Annotated in this window: 18 protein-coding genes and 1 riboswitch; of the genes, 9 read left to right on the forward strand and 9 right to left on the reverse strand. The window is 74.4% G+C overall.

Features of this window, described 5'->3' with window-relative positions:
• Positions 1 to 85 precede the first annotated feature (85 nt).
• Positions 86 to 541, forward strand: a complete 456-nt coding sequence (locus M8C11_RS03660) for a hypothetical protein (protein WP_252448311.1) — start codon at positions 86 to 88, stop codon at positions 539 to 541.
• A gap of 3 nt (positions 542 to 544) precedes the next feature.
• A complete protein-coding gene (locus M8C11_RS03665; RefSeq protein WP_121683847.1) occupies positions 545 to 1,585 on the forward strand; it encodes an SRPBCC family protein in 1,041 nt (346 codons plus the stop codon).
• Between the two features lie 19 nt (positions 1,586 to 1,604).
• Here M8C11_RS03665 and M8C11_RS03670 read toward each other — a convergent pair whose 3' ends face one another.
• The 7 genes from M8C11_RS03670 to M8C11_RS03700 are packed head-to-tail and all read right to left on the reverse strand — an operon-like array spanning position 1,605 to position 10,139.
• On the reverse strand, positions 1,605 to 3,845 hold the full coding sequence (locus M8C11_RS03670; protein WP_252448312.1) for an AAA family ATPase: 2,241 nt from the start codon (positions 3,843 to 3,845) through the stop codon (positions 1,605 to 1,607).
• A 36-nt stretch (positions 3,846 to 3,881) separates the two neighbouring features.
• Positions 3,882 to 4,376 carry a hypothetical protein gene (locus tag M8C11_RS03675; RefSeq protein ID WP_252448313.1) on the reverse strand — a complete coding sequence of 165 codons (495 nt, stop codon included), beginning with the start codon at positions 4,374 to 4,376 and terminating at the stop codon, positions 3,882 to 3,884.
• 45 nt (positions 4,377 to 4,421) lie between these two features.
• Entirely contained in the window at positions 4,422 to 5,183 is a 762-nt protein-coding gene (locus tag M8C11_RS03680; protein ID WP_199733027.1) for an ATP/GTP-binding protein, read from the reverse strand.
• A complete protein-coding gene (locus tag M8C11_RS03685) occupies positions 5,161 to 5,610 on the reverse strand; it encodes a DUF742 domain-containing protein (RefSeq protein ID WP_120572877.1) in 450 nt (149 codons plus the stop codon). The genes M8C11_RS03680 and M8C11_RS03685 overlap by 23 nt, the downstream gene beginning before the upstream one ends.
• Complete coding sequence (locus M8C11_RS03690; protein ID WP_013288866.1) at positions 5,607 to 6,071, reverse strand: roadblock/LC7 domain-containing protein; 465 nt, start codon at positions 6,069 to 6,071, stop codon at positions 5,607 to 5,609. Before M8C11_RS03690 ends, M8C11_RS03685 begins: the two co-directional genes overlap by 4 nt.
• On the reverse strand, positions 6,068 to 8,974 hold the full coding sequence (locus tag M8C11_RS30390) for a sensor histidine kinase (protein ID WP_305884528.1): 2,907 nt from the start codon (positions 8,972 to 8,974) through the stop codon (positions 6,068 to 6,070). The genes M8C11_RS03690 and M8C11_RS30390 overlap by 4 nt, the downstream gene beginning before the upstream one ends.
• On the reverse strand, positions 8,961 to 10,139 hold the full coding sequence (locus tag M8C11_RS03700) for a hypothetical protein (protein ID WP_121686415.1): 1,179 nt from the start codon (positions 10,137 to 10,139) through the stop codon (positions 8,961 to 8,963). The genes M8C11_RS30390 and M8C11_RS03700 overlap by 14 nt, the downstream gene beginning before the upstream one ends.
• Before the next feature lie 374 nt (positions 10,140 to 10,513).
• Here M8C11_RS03700 and M8C11_RS03705 point away from each other — a divergent pair, with 374 nt between their 5' ends.
• The 3 genes from M8C11_RS03705 to M8C11_RS03715 all read left to right on the forward strand — a co-directional run bounded on the left by M8C11_RS03705 (position 10,514) and on the right by M8C11_RS03715 (position 14,893).
• A complete protein-coding gene (locus M8C11_RS03705) occupies positions 10,514 to 13,378 on the forward strand; it encodes an alpha/beta fold hydrolase (RefSeq protein ID WP_252448314.1) in 2,865 nt (954 codons plus the stop codon).
• Positions 13,378 to 14,295 (forward strand): ABC transporter permease subunit, encoded by a 918-nt coding sequence (locus M8C11_RS03710; RefSeq protein WP_145753685.1) that lies wholly within the window; start codon positions 13,378 to 13,380, stop codon positions 14,293 to 14,295. Before M8C11_RS03705 ends, M8C11_RS03710 begins: the two co-directional genes overlap by 1 nt.
• A gap of 151 nt (positions 14,296 to 14,446) precedes the next feature.
• Positions 14,447 to 14,893, forward strand: a complete 447-nt coding sequence (locus tag M8C11_RS03715) for a DoxX family protein (protein WP_252448315.1) — start codon at positions 14,447 to 14,449, stop codon at positions 14,891 to 14,893.
• 54 nt (positions 14,894 to 14,947) lie between these two features.
• On the opposite strand, the gene M8C11_RS03720 is transcribed toward M8C11_RS03715, so the two are convergent.
• Together M8C11_RS03720 and M8C11_RS03725 are read right to left on the reverse strand one after the other, a co-directional pair.
• Positions 14,948 to 15,589 carry a DUF4232 domain-containing protein gene (locus M8C11_RS03720; RefSeq protein ID WP_252448316.1) on the reverse strand — a complete coding sequence of 214 codons (642 nt, stop codon included), beginning with the start codon at positions 15,587 to 15,589 and terminating at the stop codon, positions 14,948 to 14,950.
• A 7-nt stretch (positions 15,590 to 15,596) separates the two neighbouring features.
• The gene (locus M8C11_RS03725) at positions 15,597 to 15,905 is read right to left on the reverse strand and encodes a helix-turn-helix transcriptional regulator (protein WP_091425503.1); all 309 of its coding nucleotides are present in this window, start codon (positions 15,903 to 15,905) and stop codon (positions 15,597 to 15,599) included.
• Positions 15,906 to 15,994: 89 nt separating this feature from the next.
• On the opposite strand from M8C11_RS03725, the gene M8C11_RS03730 reads away from it, so the two are divergent.
• The 4 genes from M8C11_RS03730 to paaN all read left to right on the forward strand — a co-directional run bounded on the left by M8C11_RS03730 (position 15,995) and on the right by paaN (position 21,517).
• Positions 15,995 to 16,969 carry a DMT family transporter gene (locus M8C11_RS03730; RefSeq protein WP_145753691.1) on the forward strand — a complete coding sequence of 325 codons (975 nt, stop codon included), beginning with the start codon at positions 15,995 to 15,997 and terminating at the stop codon, positions 16,967 to 16,969.
• A gap of 72 nt (positions 16,970 to 17,041) precedes the next feature.
• A riboswitch (SAM riboswitch) is annotated at positions 17,042 to 17,174 on the forward strand.
• A 12-nt stretch (positions 17,175 to 17,186) separates the two neighbouring features.
• Entirely contained in the window at positions 17,187 to 18,476 is a 1,290-nt protein-coding gene (gene thrC, locus M8C11_RS03735) for a threonine synthase (RefSeq protein ID WP_121686418.1), read from the forward strand.
• 295 nt (positions 18,477 to 18,771) lie between these two features.
• On the forward strand, positions 18,772 to 19,791 hold the full coding sequence (locus M8C11_RS03740; protein WP_252448317.1) for a GNAT family N-acetyltransferase: 1,020 nt from the start codon (positions 18,772 to 18,774) through the stop codon (positions 19,789 to 19,791).
• A gap of 52 nt (positions 19,792 to 19,843) precedes the next feature.
• On the forward strand, positions 19,844 to 21,517 hold the full coding sequence (gene paaN, locus M8C11_RS03745) for a phenylacetic acid degradation protein PaaN (RefSeq protein WP_252448318.1): 1,674 nt from the start codon (positions 19,844 to 19,846) through the stop codon (positions 21,515 to 21,517).
• The last annotated feature ends 3 nt before the right edge of the window (positions 21,518 to 21,520 follow it).

Consider the following 21,520-nt stretch of genomic DNA (forward strand, 5'->3'; position numbering starts at 1 on the left):
GAAATGTTTTGCCGATGGGGTGACGGGTACTGCCCGCCTCTCCGGGACGCGATGTCCGCCTCCCGGAGAGCGCGAAGGAGAGCGGATGAAAAGCGGATCACGGGTGGCGTTGGCAGTCGGTTTCGGCTATCTGCTGGGTCGCCGGAAGAAGATGCGTACCGCGCTGACGCTCGCCGCGGCGGTCGCCGCCGGGCGGGCCAGCCGGCGCCCGGGCGGTCTGAAGCAGCTCGGCGCGGACCTGATGGCCGCGAACCCGCAGCTGCGCAACCTCGGTGGGCTGGGCCCGCCGCTGGTGGCGGCCGGGCGGGCGGCCGCGACCGCGGCCGCCGGCAACGGCATCGACGCCATCGGCGGACGACTGCGCGGCGGTGCCGACGCGTTGCGCCGCAAGAGTGGCGCGGGCCGGCCGGATGCCGAGCGCTCCGCGCCGGACGGGTCGCGCTCCGCGCCGAAGGGCGAGCGCTCCGCGCCCGACGAGGAGCAGGAGCTGGACGACCAGCCCGGCGCGCCGGTGCCGGCCCGAGCCGATCGGGGGCGGTGAGCCGTGGCGACGAGCAGCCTGGCCGACCGGGCCCGCGACCAGATCGGTGGCGAGCTGCGCAATCTCGCCTCCGCGATCGGGGAGCGGGCCGTGGAGGCGGTCACCGAGCGGGTCACCGGCGCCACCGGTCGGCTCAGTGAGTACGCCAAGCAGGGCGGCGGGCCGGGCCTGGTCGCCGCGGCCACCGGCGCGCAGAAGCTCGCGGACGGCGACTCCCCGCTGAAGGCGATGTTCCATGCCGGCCTCGCCGGCGGTAAGGAGAAGGTGATGTCGGTGTTCGGCGGCGGCAAGGGTGGCAAGGGCGGCAAGGGCGGGGGCAAGAAGCTCAAGGTCACCAACATCGTCGAGACCATCGAGGTCGGCGTGCCGGTCCGGGTCGCCTACAACCAGTGGACGACGTTCGGTGACTTCCCGAGCTTCATGAAGAAGGTCGAGCAGGCCGACTGCGACGCCGACGAGAAGATGACCTGGAAGGCGCAGGTCCTCTGGTCGCACCGCACCTGGGAGTCGACGATCGTCCGGCAGATCCCGGACCGGCTGATCCACTGGCGCTCCAAGGGCGAGAAGGGCTCCGTCGACGGCACGGTCAGCTTCCACGAGGTCGGCCCGGAACTGACGAAGATCCTGGTGGTGCTGGAGTACCACCCGCAGGGCTTCTTCGAGCACACCGGCAACCTGTGGCGGGCCCAGGGCCGCCGCGTGCGGTTGGAGCTGAAGCACTTCGTCCGGCACGTGATGACCGAGACCGTGCTCGACCCGGACTCCGTCGAGGGCTGGCGCGGCGAGATCGAGGACTCCCAGGTCGTCAAGGATCACGAGACCGCGCTCCGGGAGGAGCGGGGTGACGCCGGGCCGGAGGACGACGAGTACGCCGCCTACGACGAGGGCGAGGACTTCGACGACGACGAGTACGCCGACGAGCCGGTCCTGACCGCGCCGGAGCGCTCCCGCCGTCCGGCACGCGGGCAGCGCGAACCCGAGCGGCGCCGCCGCGTCCCGGAGCGTCCCCGCCGCCCGGCCGCCCGCCGCCGCGGCGAGAGCTGACCGGAGGCGGGCCGGTTCGTCAGGACCGGCCGGTGGCGTACGACTCCAGGTGCGCGAGCTGCACCGGGTCCAGGGAGGGGCGGACGCGGGTCCGGGCCGCCTCGACGTGCGCGGCGGTCACGGTGCTCGCCTCCAGCGACTCCCGCATGGCGGCCAGCGCCGCCTCCCGGATCAGCGCGGCGCAGTCGGCGGCGGAGAAGCCGTCCAGCTCGGCGCCGAGCGCGTCGAGGTCCACGTCCGGCGCGAGCGGGACGTCCCGGGCGGACGCGCGGAGGATCTCCGCGCGGGCCGGACCGTCCGGCGGCGGCACGTAGACCAGCCGTTCCAGCCGGCCGGGACGCAGCAGCGCCGGGTCGACCAGCTCGGGACGGTTGGTCGCGCCGACCACCACCACGTTGCGCAGCGCCTCCACGCCGTCCAGCTCGGTCAGCAGCGCCGCCACCACCCGGTCGGTGGTACCGCCGTCGGTGGCCTGCCCGCGTACCGGGGCCAGCGCGTCCACCTCGTCCAGGAAGACGAGCGTGGGCGCGGCCTGGCGGGCGCGGCGGAACAGCTCCCGGACCGCCCGCTCGCTCTCACCCACCCACTTCGAGAGCAGCTCCGCGCCCTTCACCGACAGCACGTTCGCCCGCCCGGTACCGGCCAGCGCGGTCACCAGATAGGTCTTGCCGCAGCCGGGCGGACCGTAGAGCAGCACGCCGCGCGGCGGTGTCACGCCCAGCCGGGCGAACGTGTCCGGATAGGTGAGCGGCCAGAGCACCGACTCGGTGAGCGTCTGCTTGACCTCGTGCAGCCCGCCCACGTCGTCCAGCGTCACCGACGCCAGCTCCAGCGTGGACGCGGACATCGTGGTCGGCCGGACCACCTCCAGCGCGGCGGTGAAGTCGGCCATCGCCACCGTCGGCGTCTCCACCGTCTTCTGCCGCAGCGCCGCGCGCACCCCGGCCTCGCGTACCAGCGCCGCCAGGTCCGCCGCGACGAACCCGGGGGTACGGGCGGCCACCTCGTCCAGCCGGACGTCACCTGCGAGCGGCACCTCGCGGGTCAGCACCGTCAACTGCTCCCGGCGCAGCGCCGCGTCGGGCAACGGCACGGTGATCCGCAGCGCGAGCAGGTCCGGGCCGCGCAGCGCCGGGTCGACCGCCTCGGGGCGCCCGCTGGTGCACACCACAGCGGCGCCGGCCCGCAGCGTCTCGGCGACCACCTGCCGGAACACGGTGGCCAGCGGGCCCGGCTCGTCGGCCGGGGCGATCGACTCCACGTCGGTGACCAGCAGCACGGCGGGACCACCGGCGCGTACCGCCGAGGCCGCCTCGCGCAGCCGGCGGGCCGCCGCGTCGTTGCTGAGCGCGGCCAGTTCCGGTGCCCACAGCGGCCGGACGCCCGCGCCGACCCGGGCGGCCACGGCACGCACCAGCGCGGACTTGCCCGAGCCGGCCGGACCCTCCACCAGCACGCCGAGCGAGACGGTGGTGCCGAGCCGGCCCAGCACCTCGCGGTGGTGGAAGCCCAGGTCCAGCAGTTCGGTCAGCTCCTCGGCCTGGGCGCGCAGACCGGGCAGCTCGTCCACGTCGGGCGCGTCCTCCGGGCCGAGCAGGTCCGCGTCGGGTTCCGTCCCGGCCGGGGCGGCGGGGGCGGAGACCCGCGCGGTGGAGGCCGAGGACGCCGGGCCGGAGCCGCGGGTGGCGGCGCCGTGTTCCCAGCCCACGACCGTGTCCATGGTGACGAGCGCGCCGACCGCCGGTTCGGCCGACACGACGGTGAGCAGCGTGCTCGTCCAGGCGTACCCGACGGAACTGGCCAGACTGCGCCGGGCGGCCTCGATCAGGCCGCGCACGGCGGCGTCCGGCAGCACGTCCTGCGGCAGCAGCGAGACGTCGTCCCCGGCGGTGACCACCTTGCCCAGCAGCGCGAGCCGCAGCATCTCCGGCGGGACCGCGGCGACCACAGCGGCCGGGCCGGACAGGGTGAGCCGGCGTGCCGGGGTCGCGGGCAGCGGGCTCACCGTGACCTGGCCGCCGGCCCGCAGGCCGAGGTTGCCCAGCAGCAGGTCGTCGGCGTGCAGCAGGGCGCCGCTGGTGCTCGGCTCGGCGGCGGCCGCGATGCCGGCGGTGACCCGGCGGCCGGTCAGGCGTACCGGGTCGCCGGGGCGCAGCGCCAACGCGGTGAGCACCTCGGGATGCAGGCGCACCACGCCGCGCCGGGCGTCGAGCGCGGCCGGCCGCAGCGTCGCGGTCAGGGTCAGGTCGGGTTCGGCCACCCGCCGACAGTAGCCGCCCCGATCATCGGGTGCCGGTCAGCGCGTACCCGGGTCGTCCAGCAGCGAGGGGTCGCGCCGGATCATCTCGGCCAGCCGGGCCGCCGGGTCGGACTCCAGCGGGTCGTGGCCGGGCGCGGGCACCGTCTTCACCGACATGGGCCACGCCGGCGGCGGCGCGGGCGGCGCCGCCGGGCCCACCGTCACCGCCGAGCCGGACCAGGAGACCCGCAGCGGGTACGCCTGCTCGCCCAGCTCCACGCGCAGCGTCACGGCCAGCCCGGGATGCTCGGCCACCACCCGCCGGACCGCATCGGCGACCTCCTCGACCGGGTCACGCCGCACCGGCGCCTCGCCACCGCGCAGCCGGTACGCGCCGTGCCCCGCCCGCCCGTCGCCCGGCTCGTCCCCCGCCTCCTCGGGTACGTCCGGCCCGGTCGCCCCGGCCGGCTCCCCGGGCATCGGCGCCCGGCGGCGCAGCGCCTCCTCGCGCCGCGCCATCCGGGCCAGTGTCTCGTCCAGATCACCCCTCATGGCGTCCACCCCTTCGCCGGACAACGGATCGAAACGACTGCCGGTTCAGCCTGCCCGGGATCGGGTGGCCCGGTCCAGCGCGCGGTCCAGGACGACGAGCAGGGCGTCCCGTACCGAGAGGCGGTCCCGGGCGTCGAACTGCACCAGCGGCACGTGCTCACCGATCGCCAGCGCCCAGCGGATCGACGGCAGGTCCAGGGCCAGCCGGCCGTCGAAGGCGTTGACGCCCACCGCGAACGGCAACCCGGACCGCTCGAAGAAGTCGATCGCCGGGTAGCAGTCGTCGAGCCGGGCGCTGTCCACCACCACGAGCGCGCCGAGCGCGCCCCGGGCCAGGTCGTCCCACATGAACCCGAAGCGCGCCTGTCCGGGCGTACCGAAGAGGTAGAGCTTCAGGCTGCGGTCGATGGTCACGCAGCCGAAGTCCATGGCGACGGTGGTGGTGGTCTTGCCGGCGACCCCGCCCGGGTCGTCGATGCCGATGCCGGCGGTGGTCATCTCCGCCTCGGTGGTCAGCGGAGCGATCTCGGAGATCGCGCCGACGGTGGTGGTCTTGCCGACCCCGAACCCGCCGGCGATGAGGATCTTGACCGGGATCGGCGGCCGGGGCGCCGGCACCCGGCTGACGATCGGGGCCGGTTCGGCCGGCGGCACACCGGGCGGCAGGTACGGCAGCGGCGGCGTGGGCGGGGGCGGCGTGGCCCGGCCGATCAGCGGCGCCGGGCCGCCGTAGCGGCTCGGGGCGCTGTTGGCGGACGGCCCGCCCGTGGCGGCCGCCGGCCATTCAGGAGATCGCACGAAGTCCATCAATCACTCGCAGGATGATGTCGGGATCGAGGGCGTCGTCGACGTCCGCGACGTGCACGTCGAGATGGCCGGCGGCCCGCAGGTCGCCGACCAGCACCCGGGTCACCCCGAAGTGCATCCGGGTCCGGGCGGAGATCTCGGCCACCGAGACGGGCTCGGCGCAGATCGCGACGATCGCCGCCAGCTCCGGGGCCAACCGGGCGGTCACCGCCCACGAGGTGCTGCCCGGACGAGCGGTGACCTGGGTCTCCAGGCCGATCGCCGGGTCGCCGTCCACCCGTCCGGACGTCAGCACGAAGGGGCGTGGGCCGGTCGGCTCCCCGTCGCCCGCGTCCGGCTCCGGCACCGGAGCGGACGCGTGCAGGAAGGGGCGGATCCGGAAGCCGGGTTCCGGCTCCGGGTCCGCGCCGGCGGCCCCTGGGCTCATTGCTGTACGGCGTTCTTCAGCTCGGCGATCAGGCGCGGACTCAGGGCACCGCCGGCGCGGCCGGCGAACAGCGTCATCTCGTACGCCACGGTGCCCAGGTTGGCCGTGCGGTCGGCGACGACGCCGAGCACCGAGCCGCTGCTGATCGCGCTGATCAGCAGGTAGCCCTCGGCCATGTCGACGATCACCCGGTTGAGCGCGCCGAGCGCGTACCAGCTCGCCGCGCCCCCGGCGAGGCTGGTCATGCCGGAGACCACGGCGGCGAGCCGTTCCGCGTTGGACCGGTCCTTGATCGCGGACATGGCCATCAGCAGCCCGTCCGAGGAGACCGCGATCGCCTCCATCACCCCGGCGGTGCTGGAGGTGAACGAGTCGAGCAGCCAGTTGAAGGTGCGTGCCTCGGGGCTGAGGTCGCCGGTGGTGCTCTGTTCGACGTTCTCGTGGAGGAAGGGGCTGGTCACCGTGATGGGTCCTCTTCGTAGCGGCGGTCGGTACTGACTTCGCGCAGAGCACGGGCGACGCCCGCCTCGAACTCGCTGATCCGGTTGCGTACCTCGACGGGATCGCCGGGGTCGGAGCTGGTGGGCGGCACGGACTGCGCCGGGGCGACGGACAGGTTCGCGCCGGGCACCCGGCGGCTGAGCCGGGGCCGTTCCGCCGCCGGGGGCGCGTGGTCGACGTCGCCCTCGGCCCGCCGTACCCCGTCCTGGAACGCCTCGACCAGGGCCCGGACGCTCGACGGGTCCGCCGGCACGCCGATCAGCGGCCCGCCGGTGGCCGGTCCGGCCGGTCCGGCCGGTGGTGCCGGCGGCGCGGCCGGCAGGTTCGCGCCGGGCACCCGCTGGCGGATCGGCGACCGGGTACCGGGCCGCCCGGCGGGCGGGCCGACCGGGTTCGGCCCGGTCGGCGCCGCCACGGCCGGGGGCGGTCCGGCCGGCGCCGGCGGGCGGGCGCCACCGGGCGGCGGCACGAGCCCCGGCCCGCGCTGCGGCGCGACTGCCGGCCCGTGCTGCGGCGCGATCGCCGGGCGGTGCTGCGGCGCGAGCCCGGGTCCGTGCTGCGGCGCGACGGCCGGGCCGGCGGGCGGCGGTGCGAGCGCCGGGCCGGTGGACGGCGGTGTGAGCGCCGGGCCGGTGGACGGCGCCAGGGCCGGGCGGGTGGCCGGCGGCGCCAGGGTCGGGCCGGTCGCCGGCCCGGCGGCCGGGGGAGCGGCCGGGGCCGGGCCGACGACCGGTGTCGGCGGGGTGACGTGCCCGGGACGTGCCGCCGGTCCGGACGGCCGGGTCGCCGGCGGCCAGACCGGCGGCGGACCGCCGGCGGCCGGATCGTCGTCCTCGTCCGTCTCCGCGGTGCCGGCCTGGCTGCCGAAGGCGTTCCACGGGTCGCCGCTGGACATGCTGCGCGTGGCCCGGGTCAGCAACTCGGCGTCGAAGCCGGCCGGCGCGTCGACGGCCGGCGGCTCCGGCTCGTGGGTGCCGGGCACCGCGGCGCGGCCGGCGCTCACGCCGACCGGCTCGGGACGGCGGATCACGAGCGAGGCGCCCGGGATCTCCAGGGCGGCGGTGACGCCGCCGCCGGGCGTGTGGCTCAGTCGGACGCTCCAGCCGTGCCGGCGGGCCAGCCGGCCGACCACGAACAGGCCGAGCACCTCGGTCGGGGCGAGGTCGAGGCGTTCCCGCCGGGTGAACCGGGCGTTCTCCTCGGCCATCCGGTCCTCGGTCAGGCCGATGCCGTGGTCGACCACGACCAGCCGTGCCCCGCCGTCGGTCAGCTCACCGGTCACCACCACCCGCGTGTGCGGCGGCGAGAACGAGGTGGCGTTCTCCATCAGCTCGGCGAGCGTCAGCACCAGGTCGCCGGCGATGGCGGGGGACGCCGCCACGCCGGGCGGGACCTCCACGTCGACGCGGGTGTAGTCCTCGATCTCGCCGAGCGCGAGCCGGACCACGTCGGCCAGCGGGACCGGCGCCACGTGACCGTCCGAGCCGGTGGCGCCGGAGAGCACCACCAGGCTGCCCGCGTTGCGGCGCAACCGGCTGGAGATGTGGTCCAGCCGGTAGAGGTGCTCCAGGCGGCCCGGGTCGGTCTCCTGCCGTTCCAGCCGGTCGATGAGCGCGATCTGGCGGCCGACCAGGTTCTGCGTACGGCGGCCGACGTGGCCGAACATCTGCGCCACGTTGCGCCGCCCGGCGACCTGCCGCTCGACCAGCCGGGCGGCGGTGTGCTGCACCCGGTCGAACGCGCGGGCCAGGTCGCCGATCTCGTCCCGGGCGCTGATCTCCACCGGGTCGAGGCGTACCGGGGGGACGGTCTCGGACTCGTCGTCGGCGACCCGGGTCAGCTCGGCCTCGGTGACCCGGGCGACGCGCTCGGCGGAGCGGGTGAGCCGGCTCAGCGGCCGGGCCACCGTACGCGCGACGGTCATGCTCAGCAGCACCACGACGAGCAGGATCGCCGCCGCCGCGAGGCTGACCAGCCAGGCCGCGGTCAGGGCCTCCCGTTCCCGGGCGCGGGTCTCCGCGATGACGTCCGCGACGACCTTCTTCTCCACGAACTGGCCCAGCGTGATCATCGACCGGGCCGAGGGGAACAGCACGTCCAGCGGCACCGGCGCGATCGCGCCGACCGGGTCCCGGAGGCTGTCCACCAGGAACGTCGGGCTGGTCCGGGCGGCTACCGCCGCGTCGTCCAGCTCGGCCACCTTCAGCTGCTCGGGCGTGATCAGCTTGCGGAACCGCCGGTTGTCGACGTTGAGCCCCGCCATGCACGCCACGAACGACCGGGCCACCAGCGGATCGCCTGTCGCCTTGACCAGCACGATCTGGGTGGTGCACGAGCTCAGTGCCTCGTCGACGCGCAGCAGCGCGTCCAGGGCGAGCACCTGCCGTCCGGCCGCGGTGTCGGTGTCCACCTGGAAGGGCAGCCGCAACGCGTCGATCAGGGCGGTGTCGACCTCGCCGAACACGGTCAGGATCTGCTGCGGCGTGGCCCGGCCGGCGAGCGTGGCGTTGCGGACGTCCTCCAGCCGCCGTACCCCGTCGAGGCTCTCGCGGACCGCCGACGGCAGCGGCTCGGCGCGCAGGTCGGCGACCCGGTCGTCGACGGTGGCCGACTTCTGGATCAGCTCGGTACGGCTCACCCGCCCGAGCAGCAGCCCGACCGAGAGCAGGCGTTCCTGCTGGAGGTCCTGGACCAGGCTGCCGACCCGGCTGGCGACGCGGACGGTCTCGGCGGTGTCGGCGGCCCGCTGGGCGGTGGTCACCCGGTCGATGACGACCGGTACGGCCAGTCCGACCATGCTGAGCAGCGGAATGATCACCAGCAGGGCGAGCTTGCCCCGGATGCGTAATTTACCGAGCAGCATCGAACGGCCTCCACCGGTCGGCGTCGCCACCGTGCCCCACAGCGACCGGCTGGCGGTCGGCGCCGGGCGCGGTGAGCGGTGGTTCCGGGTGGACAGTGGGCGCCGGTGCGGCCTCGGCCGGTTCCCGGCGTGCCGGGGTGGCCCGGGACCGGTCCCGGCGCAGCGCGGCGACGTGCAGCGCGACGATTCCGGCGATCAGCAGAACCGCCGCCCCGGCGGCGATCCGGCCCAGCAGCCGGTCCCGCTCCAGGGCGTCGAGCCGTTCCACGAGCAGCGCGTCGAGCTGGTCGAGGATGACCGTGCGGAGCTCCTTGGCGGCGTTCTGCGCGCTGATCCCGGCGCGGGTGAGCTGGTCGGTGCCCGGCGCGGCCCGGCCGGCGCCGGGCGCCGAGTAGGTCGCGAACGTCTCCAGTGAACGCTGGTACGTGTCCAGCGGGGTGAGCACGTTGGCGCCCAGGTCGGTGCTCTCCGAGCTGTCGACCGCCGAGCGCAGGTCGGCGACCAGGTCGGTGGCGGGACCGAGCGCGGAGACGCGCAGCTCGGCCAGCTCCGCGCCGACCCGCGCGCGCTCGGCGGCGGGGCGCTTGGCGGACAGCCGGGCCAGGTCGACGAGGCGTCCGGCCAGCACCGTCGCGGTGGGCAGGTCGCCGCCGATGCCGTCCTGGAGGAAGAACGAGTCGGAGCGCGGGTCGCGGATCAGGCCGGAACTCTCCCGGACCTTGCGGTAGAGGGCCAGGAGCAGGTCGGACGCCTCGCCGTAGGCCCGGTACGCGGCCTCGGGGTCACCGATCCCGCGGTCCGGCAGCGACTCCAGCTTGGCCCGCAGCCCGGCCCAGCGTTCGTGGGTGCGCAACTCGTCTCCGACGGCGTTGTCCACCTCCGCGACGCCCTCGATGGCGGCGGCGAGCGAGGCCCGGGACACGGCTCCCTCGGCGACGGCGATGGCCTGGGCCTCCACCAGCGTGTCGGTGACCGGCCCGAGGGCGCGCAGGTAGCGGACGCCGAGCCGTTCCCGGGTCGCCAGGTCGTGGTCGTCGGCGAAGTCGCGTTCGGCCTGGACGAAGATCAGCCCGAGCGGGGCCAGCAGCGCCAGCACCAGAACCAGGGCGAGCGTACGGCCCGGTACGGCGGGCCGCCGACGGACCCGCGACGCGGGGACTGTCATGGTGTGTCTCCTCCGGCGACGGCGGGGCGATCGGTGCCCCGGGAGGTCGCCGTACGCAGTCCCGTGCACCGGACCGGAAAAGTAGCCGAACCGGACGCGGGTGGGACCTCGGCCGATGAGTCGGCTTCACGTCAGTCCACTTTGGGTGACCCTGTGTCAGGGCGAATGGTACGTAGCGTGTGATCGTGTAGCCGAGAAGTGACATCGACGATGGTTTGCGCCCGTAGATGTGAATTCACATGATCCGAATTCGTCCCGCTGGGACGCTCTGGACCTTTGGCGGATGACGGACGCTACGCGACGATCGGTGCAACCGGACAGACGTACGGCGGATCTCAGCGAATGCTCAGCCGTCGGCCCGTACCGTGTGGCGCATGAGATCAACCGCCGCGCGGCTCCGGCGCGCCCTGGCCGGCCGTCCGCGCCGCACCGTCGCCGCAGTGGTGGTGGTCGTCCTCGTCGCCGCCGCGCTGGTCTGGGTGGCCCGGCCGGGCGGCACGGACTTCCGGACCGAGCCGGAGACGGTGACGGTACGCTCCGGGCCCTCCGGCGACGAGCCGGTCGACCTGGACACCACGCTCTACCTGCCGGAGGACGCCTCCTCGTCCAACCGGGTACCGGCGGTGCTGCTGGCGCACGGCTTCGGCGGGACCAAGGACTCGGTCCGCTCCGACGCCGAGGACCTGGTCGCCCGCGGGTACGCGGTGCTCACCTGGACCGCCCGCGGGTTCGGGCGCAGCGGCGGCCAGATCCACCTGGACGACCCCGACTACGAGGTGCGGGACGCGCAGCGGCTGCTCGACCGGCTCGCCCAGCGGCCGGACATCCGCCTCGACGCGGCCGGCGACCCCCGGGTCGGTGTGGTCGGCGGCTCGTACGGCGGCGGCCTGGCCCTGCTGCTGGCCGCGCAGGACCAGCGGATCGACGCGATCGTCCCGATGATCACCTGGAACGACCTGTCCCGGGCCTTCCTGCCGGAGAGCAGCGGCCGGCAGCCCACCGACGGCGTGTTCAAGAAGGGCTGGGCGGGCATCTTCTTCGGCGGCGGCGGGAACGCCGGATCCGGCCCGGCCGGTCTCTCCGGGGCCACCGCCACCGCACCGGAGGGCGCACCCGAGTCCGCCGGCCCGCCGAGCCCGCAGCCGGGCGCCGGGCCGGGCAGCGGTCCCGGTCGCGCGCCGGCCGGCGCCGCCGACCCGTCCTGCGGGCGCTTCGCGGCCGACGTCTGCGCCGCGTACCTGCGCATCGCCACCACCGGCCGGGCCGACGCGGCGGCGGTCGAGCTGCTGCGCCGGTCGTCGCCGGCCGGCGTGCTGGACCGGATCAAGTCGCCGACGCTGCTGGTGCAGGGCGAGGCGGACACGCTCTTCCCGCTGGCCGAGGCGGACGCCAACGCCCGGGGCATCGCCGCGGCCGGCACGCCGGTGCGGGTCGCCTGGTTCACCGGCGGCCACGACGGCGGCTCCGGGCCCACCTCCGACTCCGACCGGGTGAAGTTCCTGACCGCGCAGTGGCTCGACCACTACGTCAAGGGCGACGGGGCGGCCCCCGGCGACACGTTCACGTTCTCCCGGATCGCCGGGTTCGACGCGCTCGACCGGGGCCTGGTGGCGACCGGCTTCCGCACCGCCGACTATCCGGGCCTGACCGGTGAGGGCCGCCGCGAGGTGACCCTCGCCGGTCCGCCGCAGCCGGTCGCCGTACCGCCCAACGGCAACCCGGCGGCGATCTCCTCGGTGCCGTTCGCGGGCGCGCTCGGCTCGCTGCTGGACGGCGTCGCCGGTGACATCCCCGGCCAGCACGCCCGCTTCGAGTCGGCGCCGCTGGACGAGCCGGTCGACGTGGTGGGCGCGCCCACGGTGCGGATCAGGGCCGCCTCACCGACCGGCGAGGCGGTGCTGTTCGTGAAGCTCTACGACGTCGACCCGCAGGGCGCGGCCACGCTGCCGTCCGGCCTGGTCGCGCCGGTGCGCCTGACCGGCCTGCCGGCCACCGTCGACGCGGCCACGCCGGTCACCGTGAGGCTGCCGGGGATCGTCCGGCGGCTCGAGGCCGGGCACCGGCTGCGGCTCGTCGTGGCGACGTCGGACCAGGCGTACGCCTCGCCGGCCGAACCGGCCGTGCACACGGTGGCGCTCGCGGACGGGCCGCTGACGCTGCCCACCGTCGACGCCACGCCGATCCCCACCACCGCCACGATCTGGCGCTGGGCGCTGGCCGGACTGCTCGCCGCGATCGTGGCCGGGCTCGTCGTGGTCGTGCTGCTCACCCGTCGCCGGCACCGTCGCCAGGACGACTCCGTGCACCCGGAGTACGCGGGCGTCCCGCTCGCCGTGCGCAACCTGCGCAAGGAGTACGCGGACGGCTTCGTCGCGGTGTCCGACGTGGACTTCGAGGTGCACCCCGGCCAGGTGGTCGGCCTGCTCGGGCCGAACGGCGCGGGCAAGACCACCACGCTGCGGGTGCTGATGGGGCTGACCCAGCCCACCGCCGGTGAGATCTACGTCTTCGGTCACCGGCTGGTGCCGGGCTCGCCGGTGCTGTCCCGGATCGGCGCGCTGGTCGAGGGGCCGGGCTTCCTGCCGCACCTGTCCGGCCTGGACAACCTCAAGGCGTACTGGCGGGCGACCGGCCGGCCGTGGGAGGACGCGCACTTCGACGAGGCGCTGGAGATCGCCGGCCTGGGCGACTCGGTGCACCGGCGGACGAAGAAGTACAGCCACGGCATGCGCCAGCGGCTGGCCATCGCCCAGGCCATGCTCGGCCTGCCCGAGCTGCTGGTGCTGGACGAGCCGACGGACGGGCTGGACCCGCCGCAGATCGCCGAGATGCGCCGGGTGCTCCAGCGCTACGCCACCGACGGCCGGGCGGTGCTGGTCTCCAGCCACCTGCTGGCCGAGGTGGAGCAGACCTGCACGCACGCGGTGGTGGTGAACAAGGGCCGGATCGTGGCGTCCGGCCCGGTGGAGGAGATCGTCGGCGAGTCGCCGAGCGTGCTGTTCGAGGTGAGCGACCCGGACGCGGCGCGTACGGTGCTCGACCGGCTCGGCGGCGTACGGGTGCTGCCCGACGCCGACGGCGGGCTGGTGGTCGACACCAACGGCACCGCCCGCAGCGAGGTGGTGGCGGAACTGGTCCGCGCCGGCATCGGGGTGGACCGGGTGGTGCCCCGGCGCCGCCTGGAGGACGCGTTCCTCGCCCTGGTGGGCGAGAACTCTCGGGGAAGCGGGGACCGGTGATGGCGGGTTCTTCTGTGGCATCGTCGCCTGGTGGCGGCACGTCCGGTACGGCGGCGCCGGGCGCGGGCGGGGCGGCGGCCGGTTACCGGCCCTCGGCCACGCTCCCGTTCGCGGCGGAGTTCCGGCGGCAGGCGTCGCGCCGGCGTACCCAGCTCGCGCTGGGGTTCATGGTGCTGCTGCCGCTGATCATCCTGGTGGCGTTCCAGTTCGACGCCGGGGACGACGACGGCGGCGGGCGGGGCGAGTTCTCCAGCCTGGCCGACCTGGCCACCTCGGGCGGGCTCAACTTCACCCTGTTCTCGATCCTGGTGTCCGCGTCGTTCCTGCTGGTCGTGGTGGTGGCGCTGTTCTGCGGCGACACGGTGGCGAGCGAGGCGAGCTGGGGCAGCCTGCGTTACCTGCTGGCGGTGCCGGTGCCCCGGGCCCGGCTGCTCGCGGTGAAGCTGGTCGTCGCGCTCGCGTACTCCGGGCTGGCCCTGCTGTTGCTGGCCGGCACCGCGCTGCTCGCCGGCACGCTCCGGTACGGCTGGAAGCCGCTGAGCAGCCAGGTCTCGGCCGAGCTGGCCCCGGCCGACGGGTTGCTGCGGCTGCTCGGCGTGCTCGGCTATCTCGCGGTCGTGCTGCTGGTGGTGGCCGGGCTGGCGTTCCTGCTGTCGGTGACCACCGACGCCGCGCTGGGTGCGGTCGGCGGTGCGGTGCTGCTGTGGATCCTGTCCAGCATCCTGGACCAGATCACCGCGCTGGGCGGGCTGCGGAACCTGCTGCCGACCCATTACAGCAGCGCCTGGCTGGGGTTGCTGTCCACGCCGATGCAGACCGACGACGTGGTCAAGGGCGCGTTCTCGGCGGTCGTCTACGCCGCGCTGTTCTGGGGTCTGGCCTTCTGGCGCTTCACCCGCAAGGACGTCACGAGCTGAGGTGACCGGAGGGGGTCGCCACGGGTGTGGTCCGGCCCATATCATGGGAGCGTTCCCACAGGATTGTCCCGCCTGCAAAGAAATCGATTAACATCAATCAATAGTCCCGCCATCCTGGACGGCGTCCGGCACCCGTACCAGGAGGTTTCCCATGATCCCGGCGCAGCTGAAAGCCCCCGTGCTGTCCCTGTTCCGCATCGTCACCGGCGTGCTCTTCCTCTGCCACGGCGCCGCCTCGATCTTCGGTGTCTTCGGCGGCAACCCGGCCACCGGCGGGGCCGTCCCGTTCGGCACCTGGCCCGGCTGGTGGGCGGCGCTGATCCAACTCGTGTGCGGCGCGCTGGTGCTCGTCGGCCTGTTCACCCGGCCGGCCGCGCTGCTCGCCTCCGGCTCGATGGCGTACGCGTACTTCGTGGTGCACCAGCCGGACCACCTGATGCCGATGCAGAACGGCGGCGAGCTGGCCGCGCTCTTCTGCTGGTCGTTCCTGCTGGTCGCGGTGCTCGGCCCGGGAAACTGGGCGGTCGACACGCTGCTGGCCCGCCGCCGGTCCATCGCGACCGAGCCCACCGCGGCCCCGGCCTCGGTCCCGGCCTGAGTCTGCGGCGGCGAACCAGATCCCGGTCGGGGCGACCCCTGCCGGGCTCTGGTTCTACAGCGGATTGACCGGCGGAGTCGTGGGCGGCGGCGGGACGGCCGGCGTGGGTGTGCCGGCCGGGTCGGGCTTCCGGCGCTCCCACGCGCTGACGCCAAGCCGGCCGGTGTTGCCGAGGTCGATCGGCCCGTCCAGGGCGACCGGGTACGCCGGCCGGCCGGCCACCGGCGCGACGTCGAGTTCCCTGCCGTCGGTCGCCACCACTGTCGGGTCGGTGACCAGGTTCCGCCAGATCAGCGCCGCACCGGCCCGCTCGCCGGGGGCCAGCACGATCCGGGTGGGCGGGTGGTCGAAGCCGGAGGTGATCGGCTTGGCGCCCGGGATGATCCGCACCTCGATCGGGTCGCCGTCGGCGTCCCGGAGCGTGACCGCCGGATAGCCGCGCAGCTCGTACGGCCGGTCGCCGCAGTTGAGCAGTTCCAGGCCCATCGCCCGCAGGCCCATCGCGGCGCTCACCCCGAGCCCGGTGATCGCGATGCCCTCCGGGGAGCAGGTGGCGGCGGGCGTGTGGTCGGCGGTGGGAGCACCCGGCCGCGGCGGCGGGTCGGACAGTCCGTCCGCGGGCCCTCGCGCCGGGGTGCAGGCGGCCATCAGCGTCACGCCGGTGAGGACGCCGATCAGGCGCGCCGGTCTCCGCATCCGGTGATCATGCCACTCCGCCGCGCTCGGCGAGGACCGCGTCGAGCAGGCCCGGGTAGAGGCGGTCCAGTTCCTCGCGGCGCAGCCGCACGTAGCGGGTGGTGCCGGCGACCCGGGTGCGGGTCAGGCCGGCCTCCCGCAGCACCTTGAGGTGGTGGCTGCGGGTGGCCTTGGAGACGCCGAACTCGAACGAGCCGCAGGCGTGTTCCCCGCCCGGCGCGAGCGCCCGCACGATCTGGAGCCGGACGTCGTCGGCCAGCGCCGCGAGCACGGCCGTGACCGGTACCTCGCGCAGCTCGGGTTCGTGCAGCTCCATGTGACTACGATAACCCATGTTCGACAACCGTCGAACAAGCTCCTAGAGTCGTGCCGTTGGTTCGACGGTATTCGAACATAGGAGCTGCGATGCGTTCCCGTCACGCCACCCTCCCGATCTTCGCCGCGGTCAGCTGGGGCGTCATGTTCCCCGTGCTCGCCAGCGCGCTCACCCGCGTGGACGCGCTCAACCTGACCACCGCCCGCTACGTGCTCGCCACCGCCGTGCTGCTCGCCCTGCTGCTGGCCCGCGAGGGGGTCGCCGCCCTGGCCACCCAGCGGCGCGGCGTCGAGGTGGTGCTCCTCGGCGCGCTCGGTTTCGCCGGGTTCAACACGCTGATGAACCTCGCCCTCGGCCACGCCGCACCGCAGCAGATCGCGCTGTTCGCGGCCACCGTGCCGCTGGTCACCCAGTTCGTCCGCTGGGCGCGCGACGGCGTCCGCCCGCGTCCGGCACTGCTCGGCATCTCGCTCGTCGCACTGGCCGGCGTCGGTCTGGTGATCACCCGCGGCCGGCTCGACGGACTGGGCCAGTTCGGCTGGGGCGGGCTGCTCATGATCGGCGCCGTGCTCGGCTGGGCGTTCTACACCCACGGCGCGAGCCGGTTCCCGGAGTGGTCCGCGCTGCGCTACACCACGCTGACCGCCGTCGCGGGCATGCTCGCCATGCTCGCCGCCAGCGCCGTCGCCGACCTCACCGGGCTCCAGCACGCCCCGGCCGCCGCCGACCTCGTCGCGATCGCTCCCCAGCTCGCGTACGCGGTGCTGGTCGCCGCCGTCCTCGCGGTGCTGGCGTGGAACACCGGCGTACGGCGGCTCGGCCCGGCCGACGCCGCGCTGTTCATGAACCTGGTGCCGGTGGCCACGTTCGCGGTGCAGATCCTGCGCGGCTACCGCCCGGTCGCGGTGGAGCTGGTGGGCGCCGGGCTGACCATCGCCGCCCTGGTGGCCGCGAACCTCGTCACCCGTACCCGCTCGGCAGCGCCGGCCACGACGGTGCCGGAGCCGGTCGCGGTGGTGGACCGGCCCGCGGTGGTCGACCCGGTCGCGGTGGTCGGACGCTGAGCCGGCCCACAGCGTGGGATCCCGGGGTGGCGCGGCCGTGAGCAGCGCCTAGACTCGGCGGCACAACTGAATACCTCATCCAGAGGGGCTGAGGGATACGGCCCGACGACGCCCCGGCAACCACCCGCACGCTCGACGACGAGCGACGGCGGGCAGGTGCCAATTCCGTCCCCGCCGCACCCGGCGATGCGGGGAAAGATGAGAGGAAATCCTCGACATGACGTCGACGCTTCCCGTCGCCACCGGTATCGACACCACCCTCAGCCCGGCCCGCGCCCTGGTCTGCCGCGCCTGTTCGGCGCGATACCCGCTCGCCGCCCAGCACGCCTGTTACGAGTGTTTCGGGCCGCTGGAGGTCGACTACGACACCGCCGCGCTGGCCACCGTCACCCGCGAGCAGATCGAGGCCGGTCCGGACAACATCTGGCGGTACGCGGCGCTGCTGCCCGCCGGTCAGGACCCGGCCACCCGGGTCACGCTCGACCCGGGGCTGACCCCGCTCGTCGCCGCTCCGCACCTCGCCGCCGAGCTGGGGCTCACCGCGCCGCTCTGGGTCAAGGACGACAGCGCGAACCCCACCCACTCGTTCAAGGACCGGGTCGTCTCGGTGGCGCTCACCGCGGCCCGGGCGCTCGGCTTCTCCCGCTACGCCTGCGCGTCCACCGGCAACCTCGCCAACTCCGTCGCCGCGCACGCGGCCCGGGCCGGCGTGCCGTCGATCGTCTTCATCCCCGGCGACCTGGAACAGGGCAAGGTCGTCACCACCGCTGTCTACGGCGGCGACCTGGTCGCCATCGACGGCTCGTACGACGACGTGAACCGGCTCTGCGGCGAGCTGGTGGAGACCGACGAGTTCGAGGACACCGCGTTCGTCAACGTGAACGTGCGCCCCTACTACGCGGAGGGCTCCAAGACGCTCGGCTACGAGGTGGCCGAGCAGCTCGGCTGGCGGATCCCGGCCCAGGTGGTCATCCCGATGGCCAGCGGCGAGCTGCTCACCAAGATCGACAAGGCGTTCGCCGAGCTGGTCGAGATCGGGCTGGTCGAGGCGCCGGCCGGCGGCTGGAAGGTGTTCGGCGCGCAGTCGGCCGGCTGCAACCCGATCGCCACCGCGCTGCACGGCGACACCGACACGATCACGCCGGTCAAGCCGGCCGGCATCGCCAAGTCGCTGAACATCGGCGACCCGGCCGCCGGGCTGTACGCGCTGGAGGCGGTCCGCCGCACCGGCGGCTGGATGGACTACGCCGACGACGACGAGATCCGCGCCGGCATCCGGCTGCTCGCCCGTACCACAGGGGTGTTCGCCGAGACGGCGGGCGGCGTGACGGTCGCGGTGCTGCGCAAGCTGGTCGAGTCCGGCCGGCTCGACCCGGCCGCCGAGACGGTCGTGTTCAACACCGGCGAGGGCCTGAAGACGCTCGACGCGGTGGCCGCCCAGGTCGGCCCCACCCACCGCATCAAGCCCAGCCTGCGCGCCGCCCGCGACGCCGGCCTCCTCGCCTGACCCGGAGCCGGCCTCGGCCGGGTGGGGGAGGTGGGCTCGCCCGGGTGGGGGATCGGGTGAGACCGGTGGGTAACCGGTGATGTGCGGTGAGTGCCAGAAAACCGCCCTCAAGGACTTGACGGCAGGAACCGGACGGCGCAAGATGCTTCGTGCGGGAGGGCATCCGCCGGAGACTTTTCAAGTTCTTGCGACCCAACGCCGGAGGCGTTGTGCGGACGTCCCTCCCGACCAACGTCCGAAGGGGCCGGCGGAAAACCGCTGGCCCCTTCGCTGTGTCCGGCACACCCTTGGTGGCATGACGCTCACCGTGACGCCCCTGGACCCGGCCGACCGGCAGACGCTCGACGCGGTCTACCGGATCGCGTGCGCCGCGCAGGCCGTCGACGAGCCGGACCTGCCCGACCCCTGCCGGCGGCGGTTCGAGGCGCCGCTGTCGCATCCGATGCCCGGCATCGACACGCGCTGGCTGGTGGCCCGCCTCGGCGGGTCGCCGGTCGGCTGGCTGCGGCTCTACCTGCACACGATCGACAACACCGAGAACGCGAGCGTCGAACTGACCGTGGACCCGGCGTACCGGCGGCGGGGGATCGGGCGCGCGCTGCACGAGCACGGGGTGCGGCTGCTGCGGGAGCACGGGGGCAAGCGGCTCGTCGGCGCGACGGTCGCCGCGCTGCCCGGCGAGGAGGACCGGGTGTTCCCCGGTGCCGCGTTCGCCGCCGCCATGGGCGCCAAACCGGCGCTGGCCGACGTCCGCCGCCGCCTCGACGTGGCCGGGCTCGACCGCGACCGGCTGTCCGCGCTGCTGGCCGAGGCCCGCGCCGCGGCGACCGGATACCGGCCGGTGCGGTGGCGCGACCACACCCCTGAGGAGTACGTCGCGGACGTCGCCTACCTCCAGGGCCGGCTGCTGGTCGACGCGCCGATGGGTGAGCTGGACTGGGAGCCGGAGCAGATGGACGCGGCGCGGGTGCGGGACGCGGAGCGGGCGCTGGACGCCCGGGGCGTACGCCGGTACAACACCGGCGTGGTGCACGAGGCGTCCGGCCGGCTGGTCGGCTGGACCCAGCTCGGCCTGGACGCGGGCAGCACCGGTCACGCCTGGCAGGAGATCACCATCGTCGACCCCGACCACCGCGGCCACCGGCTCGGCCTGCTCTGCAAGGCCGGAAACCTGGCGTACGCGCTGGCGCACGAACCGGCGTTGCGGGTCGTCGACACCTGGAACGCGGCGGCGAACCGCCACATGATCGGGATCAACGAACAGCTCGGCTTCCGCCCCGCCGCCGGTTCCGTCGACTGGCAGTTGACGATCTGAGTTGTGACACGCCCCTACTGATCTGGTGCCTTCCTGTTGCATGATGGCGGGCATGACGGAGACCCCGCACCCCCTGTACGACAGGCACCGCGAGACCCTCGACCGGGCGCTGACCGCCATCGCGGAGCGCGGGTACTGGTCGGCCTACCCCGAGTCGCCCAGCCCCCGGGTGTACGGCGAGACCGCCGCCGCCGACGGGAAGGCCGCCTTCGAGGCGTACCTGGGCGGGGACTTCCCGCTCGACCAGGCCGGCGACGGCACCACAGTGGCCACCGAGGTCAGCCCGTTCGGGGTGGCGCTGGACGTGCGCTACCCGCACGCGGGCGCCGACCAGCTGGTGTCCGCCGCGAACGCCGCGCTGCCCGCCTGGCGCGACGCGGGCCCGCAGGCCCGGGCCGGTGTCTGCCTGGAGATCCTGGACCGGCTGCACCGCAACGTGTTCGAGCTGGCGAACGCGGTGCAGTTCACCAGCGGCCAGGCGTTCGTGATGGCGTTCCAGGCCGGTGGCGCGCACGCGCTGGACCGGGCGCTGGAGGCGGTCGCCTACGCGTACGCGGAGATGACCCGCCACCCGGGGACGGCCGGCTGGGAGAAGGCCGCCGGCAAGGGCGACCCGCTGCGGATGACCAAGACGTTCCACGTGGTGCCGCGCGGGGTCGCGCTGGTCATCGGCTGCAACACGTTCCCGACCTGGAACTCGTACCCCGGTCTGTTCGCCTCGCTCGCCACCGGCAACCCGGTGGTGGTGAAGCCGCACCCGCGCGCGGTGCTGCCGCTGGCGATCACGGTGAAGTACGCCCGCCAGGTGCTCGCCGAGGCCGGGTTCGACCCGAACCTGGTGCAGCTCGCCCCCGAGACCGACGGCGAGAAGCTCGCCACCACGCTGGCCCTGCACCCGGCCGTCAAGATCGTCGACTTCACCGGCTCCACCGAGTACGGCGACTGGCTGGAGGCGAACGCCCGGCAGGCCGCCGTCTACACCGAGAAGGCCGGCCTGAACACGGTGGTGATCGACTCCACCGACGACTTCGCCGGGCTCTGCCGCAACCTCGGCTTCACGCTGACGCTGTACAGCGGCCAGATGTGCACAACCTCGCAGAACCTGCTGATCCCGCGCGACGGTATCGAAACCGACCAGGGGCACAAGAGCTTCGACGAGGTGGCCGCCGGTATCGCCGGTGCGGTCGCCAAGCTGACCGCCGACCCGGCCCGGGGCGTCGAACTGACCGGCGCGATCGTCAACGACGGCGTGCTGGAGCGGCTGGACGAGGTCACCAAGGTCGGTGAGCCGGTGCTGGAGTCGCGCACCGTCGAGCACCCGTCGTTCCCCGGCGCGGTGGTGCGTACGCCGACGGTGGTGAAGCTGGACGCGTCCGACACCGCGACCTACTCGCGGGAGTGGTTCGGGCCGATCTCGTTCGCCATCGCCACCGACTCCACCGAGCACAGCCTGCGCATCCTGCGCGAGACGGTGGGGGAGAAGGGTGCGCTGACCGCTGGCGTCTACTCCACCGACGAGGCGGTGCTGGACGCGGCCGAGAAGGCGGCGATCGACGCCGGGGTGCACCTGTCCTGCAACCTGACCGGCGGGGTGTTCGTCAACCAGTCGGCGGCGTTCTCCGACTTCCACGGCTCGGGCGCGAACGCGGCGGCCAACTCGGCGCTGACCGACGGCGCGTACGTCGCCAACCGGTTCCGCATCGTGCAGAGCCGCCGGCACGTCTGAGTC

It is taken from the genome of Micromonospora sp. CPM1 (assembly GCF_023896895.1).
GTDB classification, from domain to species: domain Bacteria; phylum Actinomycetota; class Actinomycetes; order Mycobacteriales; family Micromonosporaceae; genus Micromonospora; species Micromonospora tulbaghiae.

Excerpts from the sequence above, each read along its gene's own strand:
- M8C11_RS03660 (WP_252448311.1), top strand. The coding sequence starts at position 86 with ATGAAAAGCGGATCACGGGTGGCGTTGGCAGTCGGTTTCGGCTATCTG.
- M8C11_RS03675 (WP_252448313.1), bottom strand. The coding sequence starts at position 4,376 with ATGAGGGGTGATCTGGACGAGACACTGGCCCGGATGGCGCGGCGCGAG.
- M8C11_RS03680 (WP_199733027.1), bottom strand. The coding sequence starts at position 5,183 with ATGGACTTCGTGCGATCTCCTGAATGGCCGGCGGCCGCCACGGGCGGG.
- M8C11_RS03685 (WP_120572877.1), bottom strand. The coding sequence starts at position 5,610 with ATGAGCCCAGGGGCCGCCGGCGCGGACCCGGAGCCGGAACCCGGCTTC.
- M8C11_RS30390 (WP_305884528.1), bottom strand. The coding sequence starts at position 8,974 with ATGCTGCTCGGTAAATTACGCATCCGGGGCAAGCTCGCCCTGCTGGTG.
- M8C11_RS03700 (WP_121686415.1), bottom strand. The coding sequence starts at position 10,139 with ATGACAGTCCCCGCGTCGCGGGTCCGTCGGCGGCCCGCCGTACCGGGC.
- M8C11_RS03705 (WP_252448314.1), top strand. The coding sequence starts at position 10,514 with ATGAGATCAACCGCCGCGCGGCTCCGGCGCGCCCTGGCCGGCCGTCCG.
- M8C11_RS03710 (WP_145753685.1), top strand. The coding sequence starts at position 13,378 with ATGGCGGGTTCTTCTGTGGCATCGTCGCCTGGTGGCGGCACGTCCGGT.
- M8C11_RS03715 (WP_252448315.1), top strand. The coding sequence starts at position 14,447 with ATGATCCCGGCGCAGCTGAAAGCCCCCGTGCTGTCCCTGTTCCGCATC.
- M8C11_RS03720 (WP_252448316.1), bottom strand. The coding sequence starts at position 15,589 with ATGCGGAGACCGGCGCGCCTGATCGGCGTCCTCACCGGCGTGACGCTG.
- M8C11_RS03725 (WP_091425503.1), bottom strand. The coding sequence starts at position 15,905 with ATGGAGCTGCACGAACCCGAGCTGCGCGAGGTACCGGTCACGGCCGTG.
- M8C11_RS03730 (WP_145753691.1), top strand. The coding sequence starts at position 15,995 with ATGCGTTCCCGTCACGCCACCCTCCCGATCTTCGCCGCGGTCAGCTGG.
- thrC (WP_121686418.1), top strand. The coding sequence starts at position 17,187 with ATGACGTCGACGCTTCCCGTCGCCACCGGTATCGACACCACCCTCAGC.
- M8C11_RS03740 (WP_252448317.1), top strand. The coding sequence starts at position 18,772 with ATGACGCTCACCGTGACGCCCCTGGACCCGGCCGACCGGCAGACGCTC.
- paaN (WP_252448318.1), top strand. The coding sequence starts at position 19,844 with ATGACGGAGACCCCGCACCCCCTGTACGACAGGCACCGCGAGACCCTC.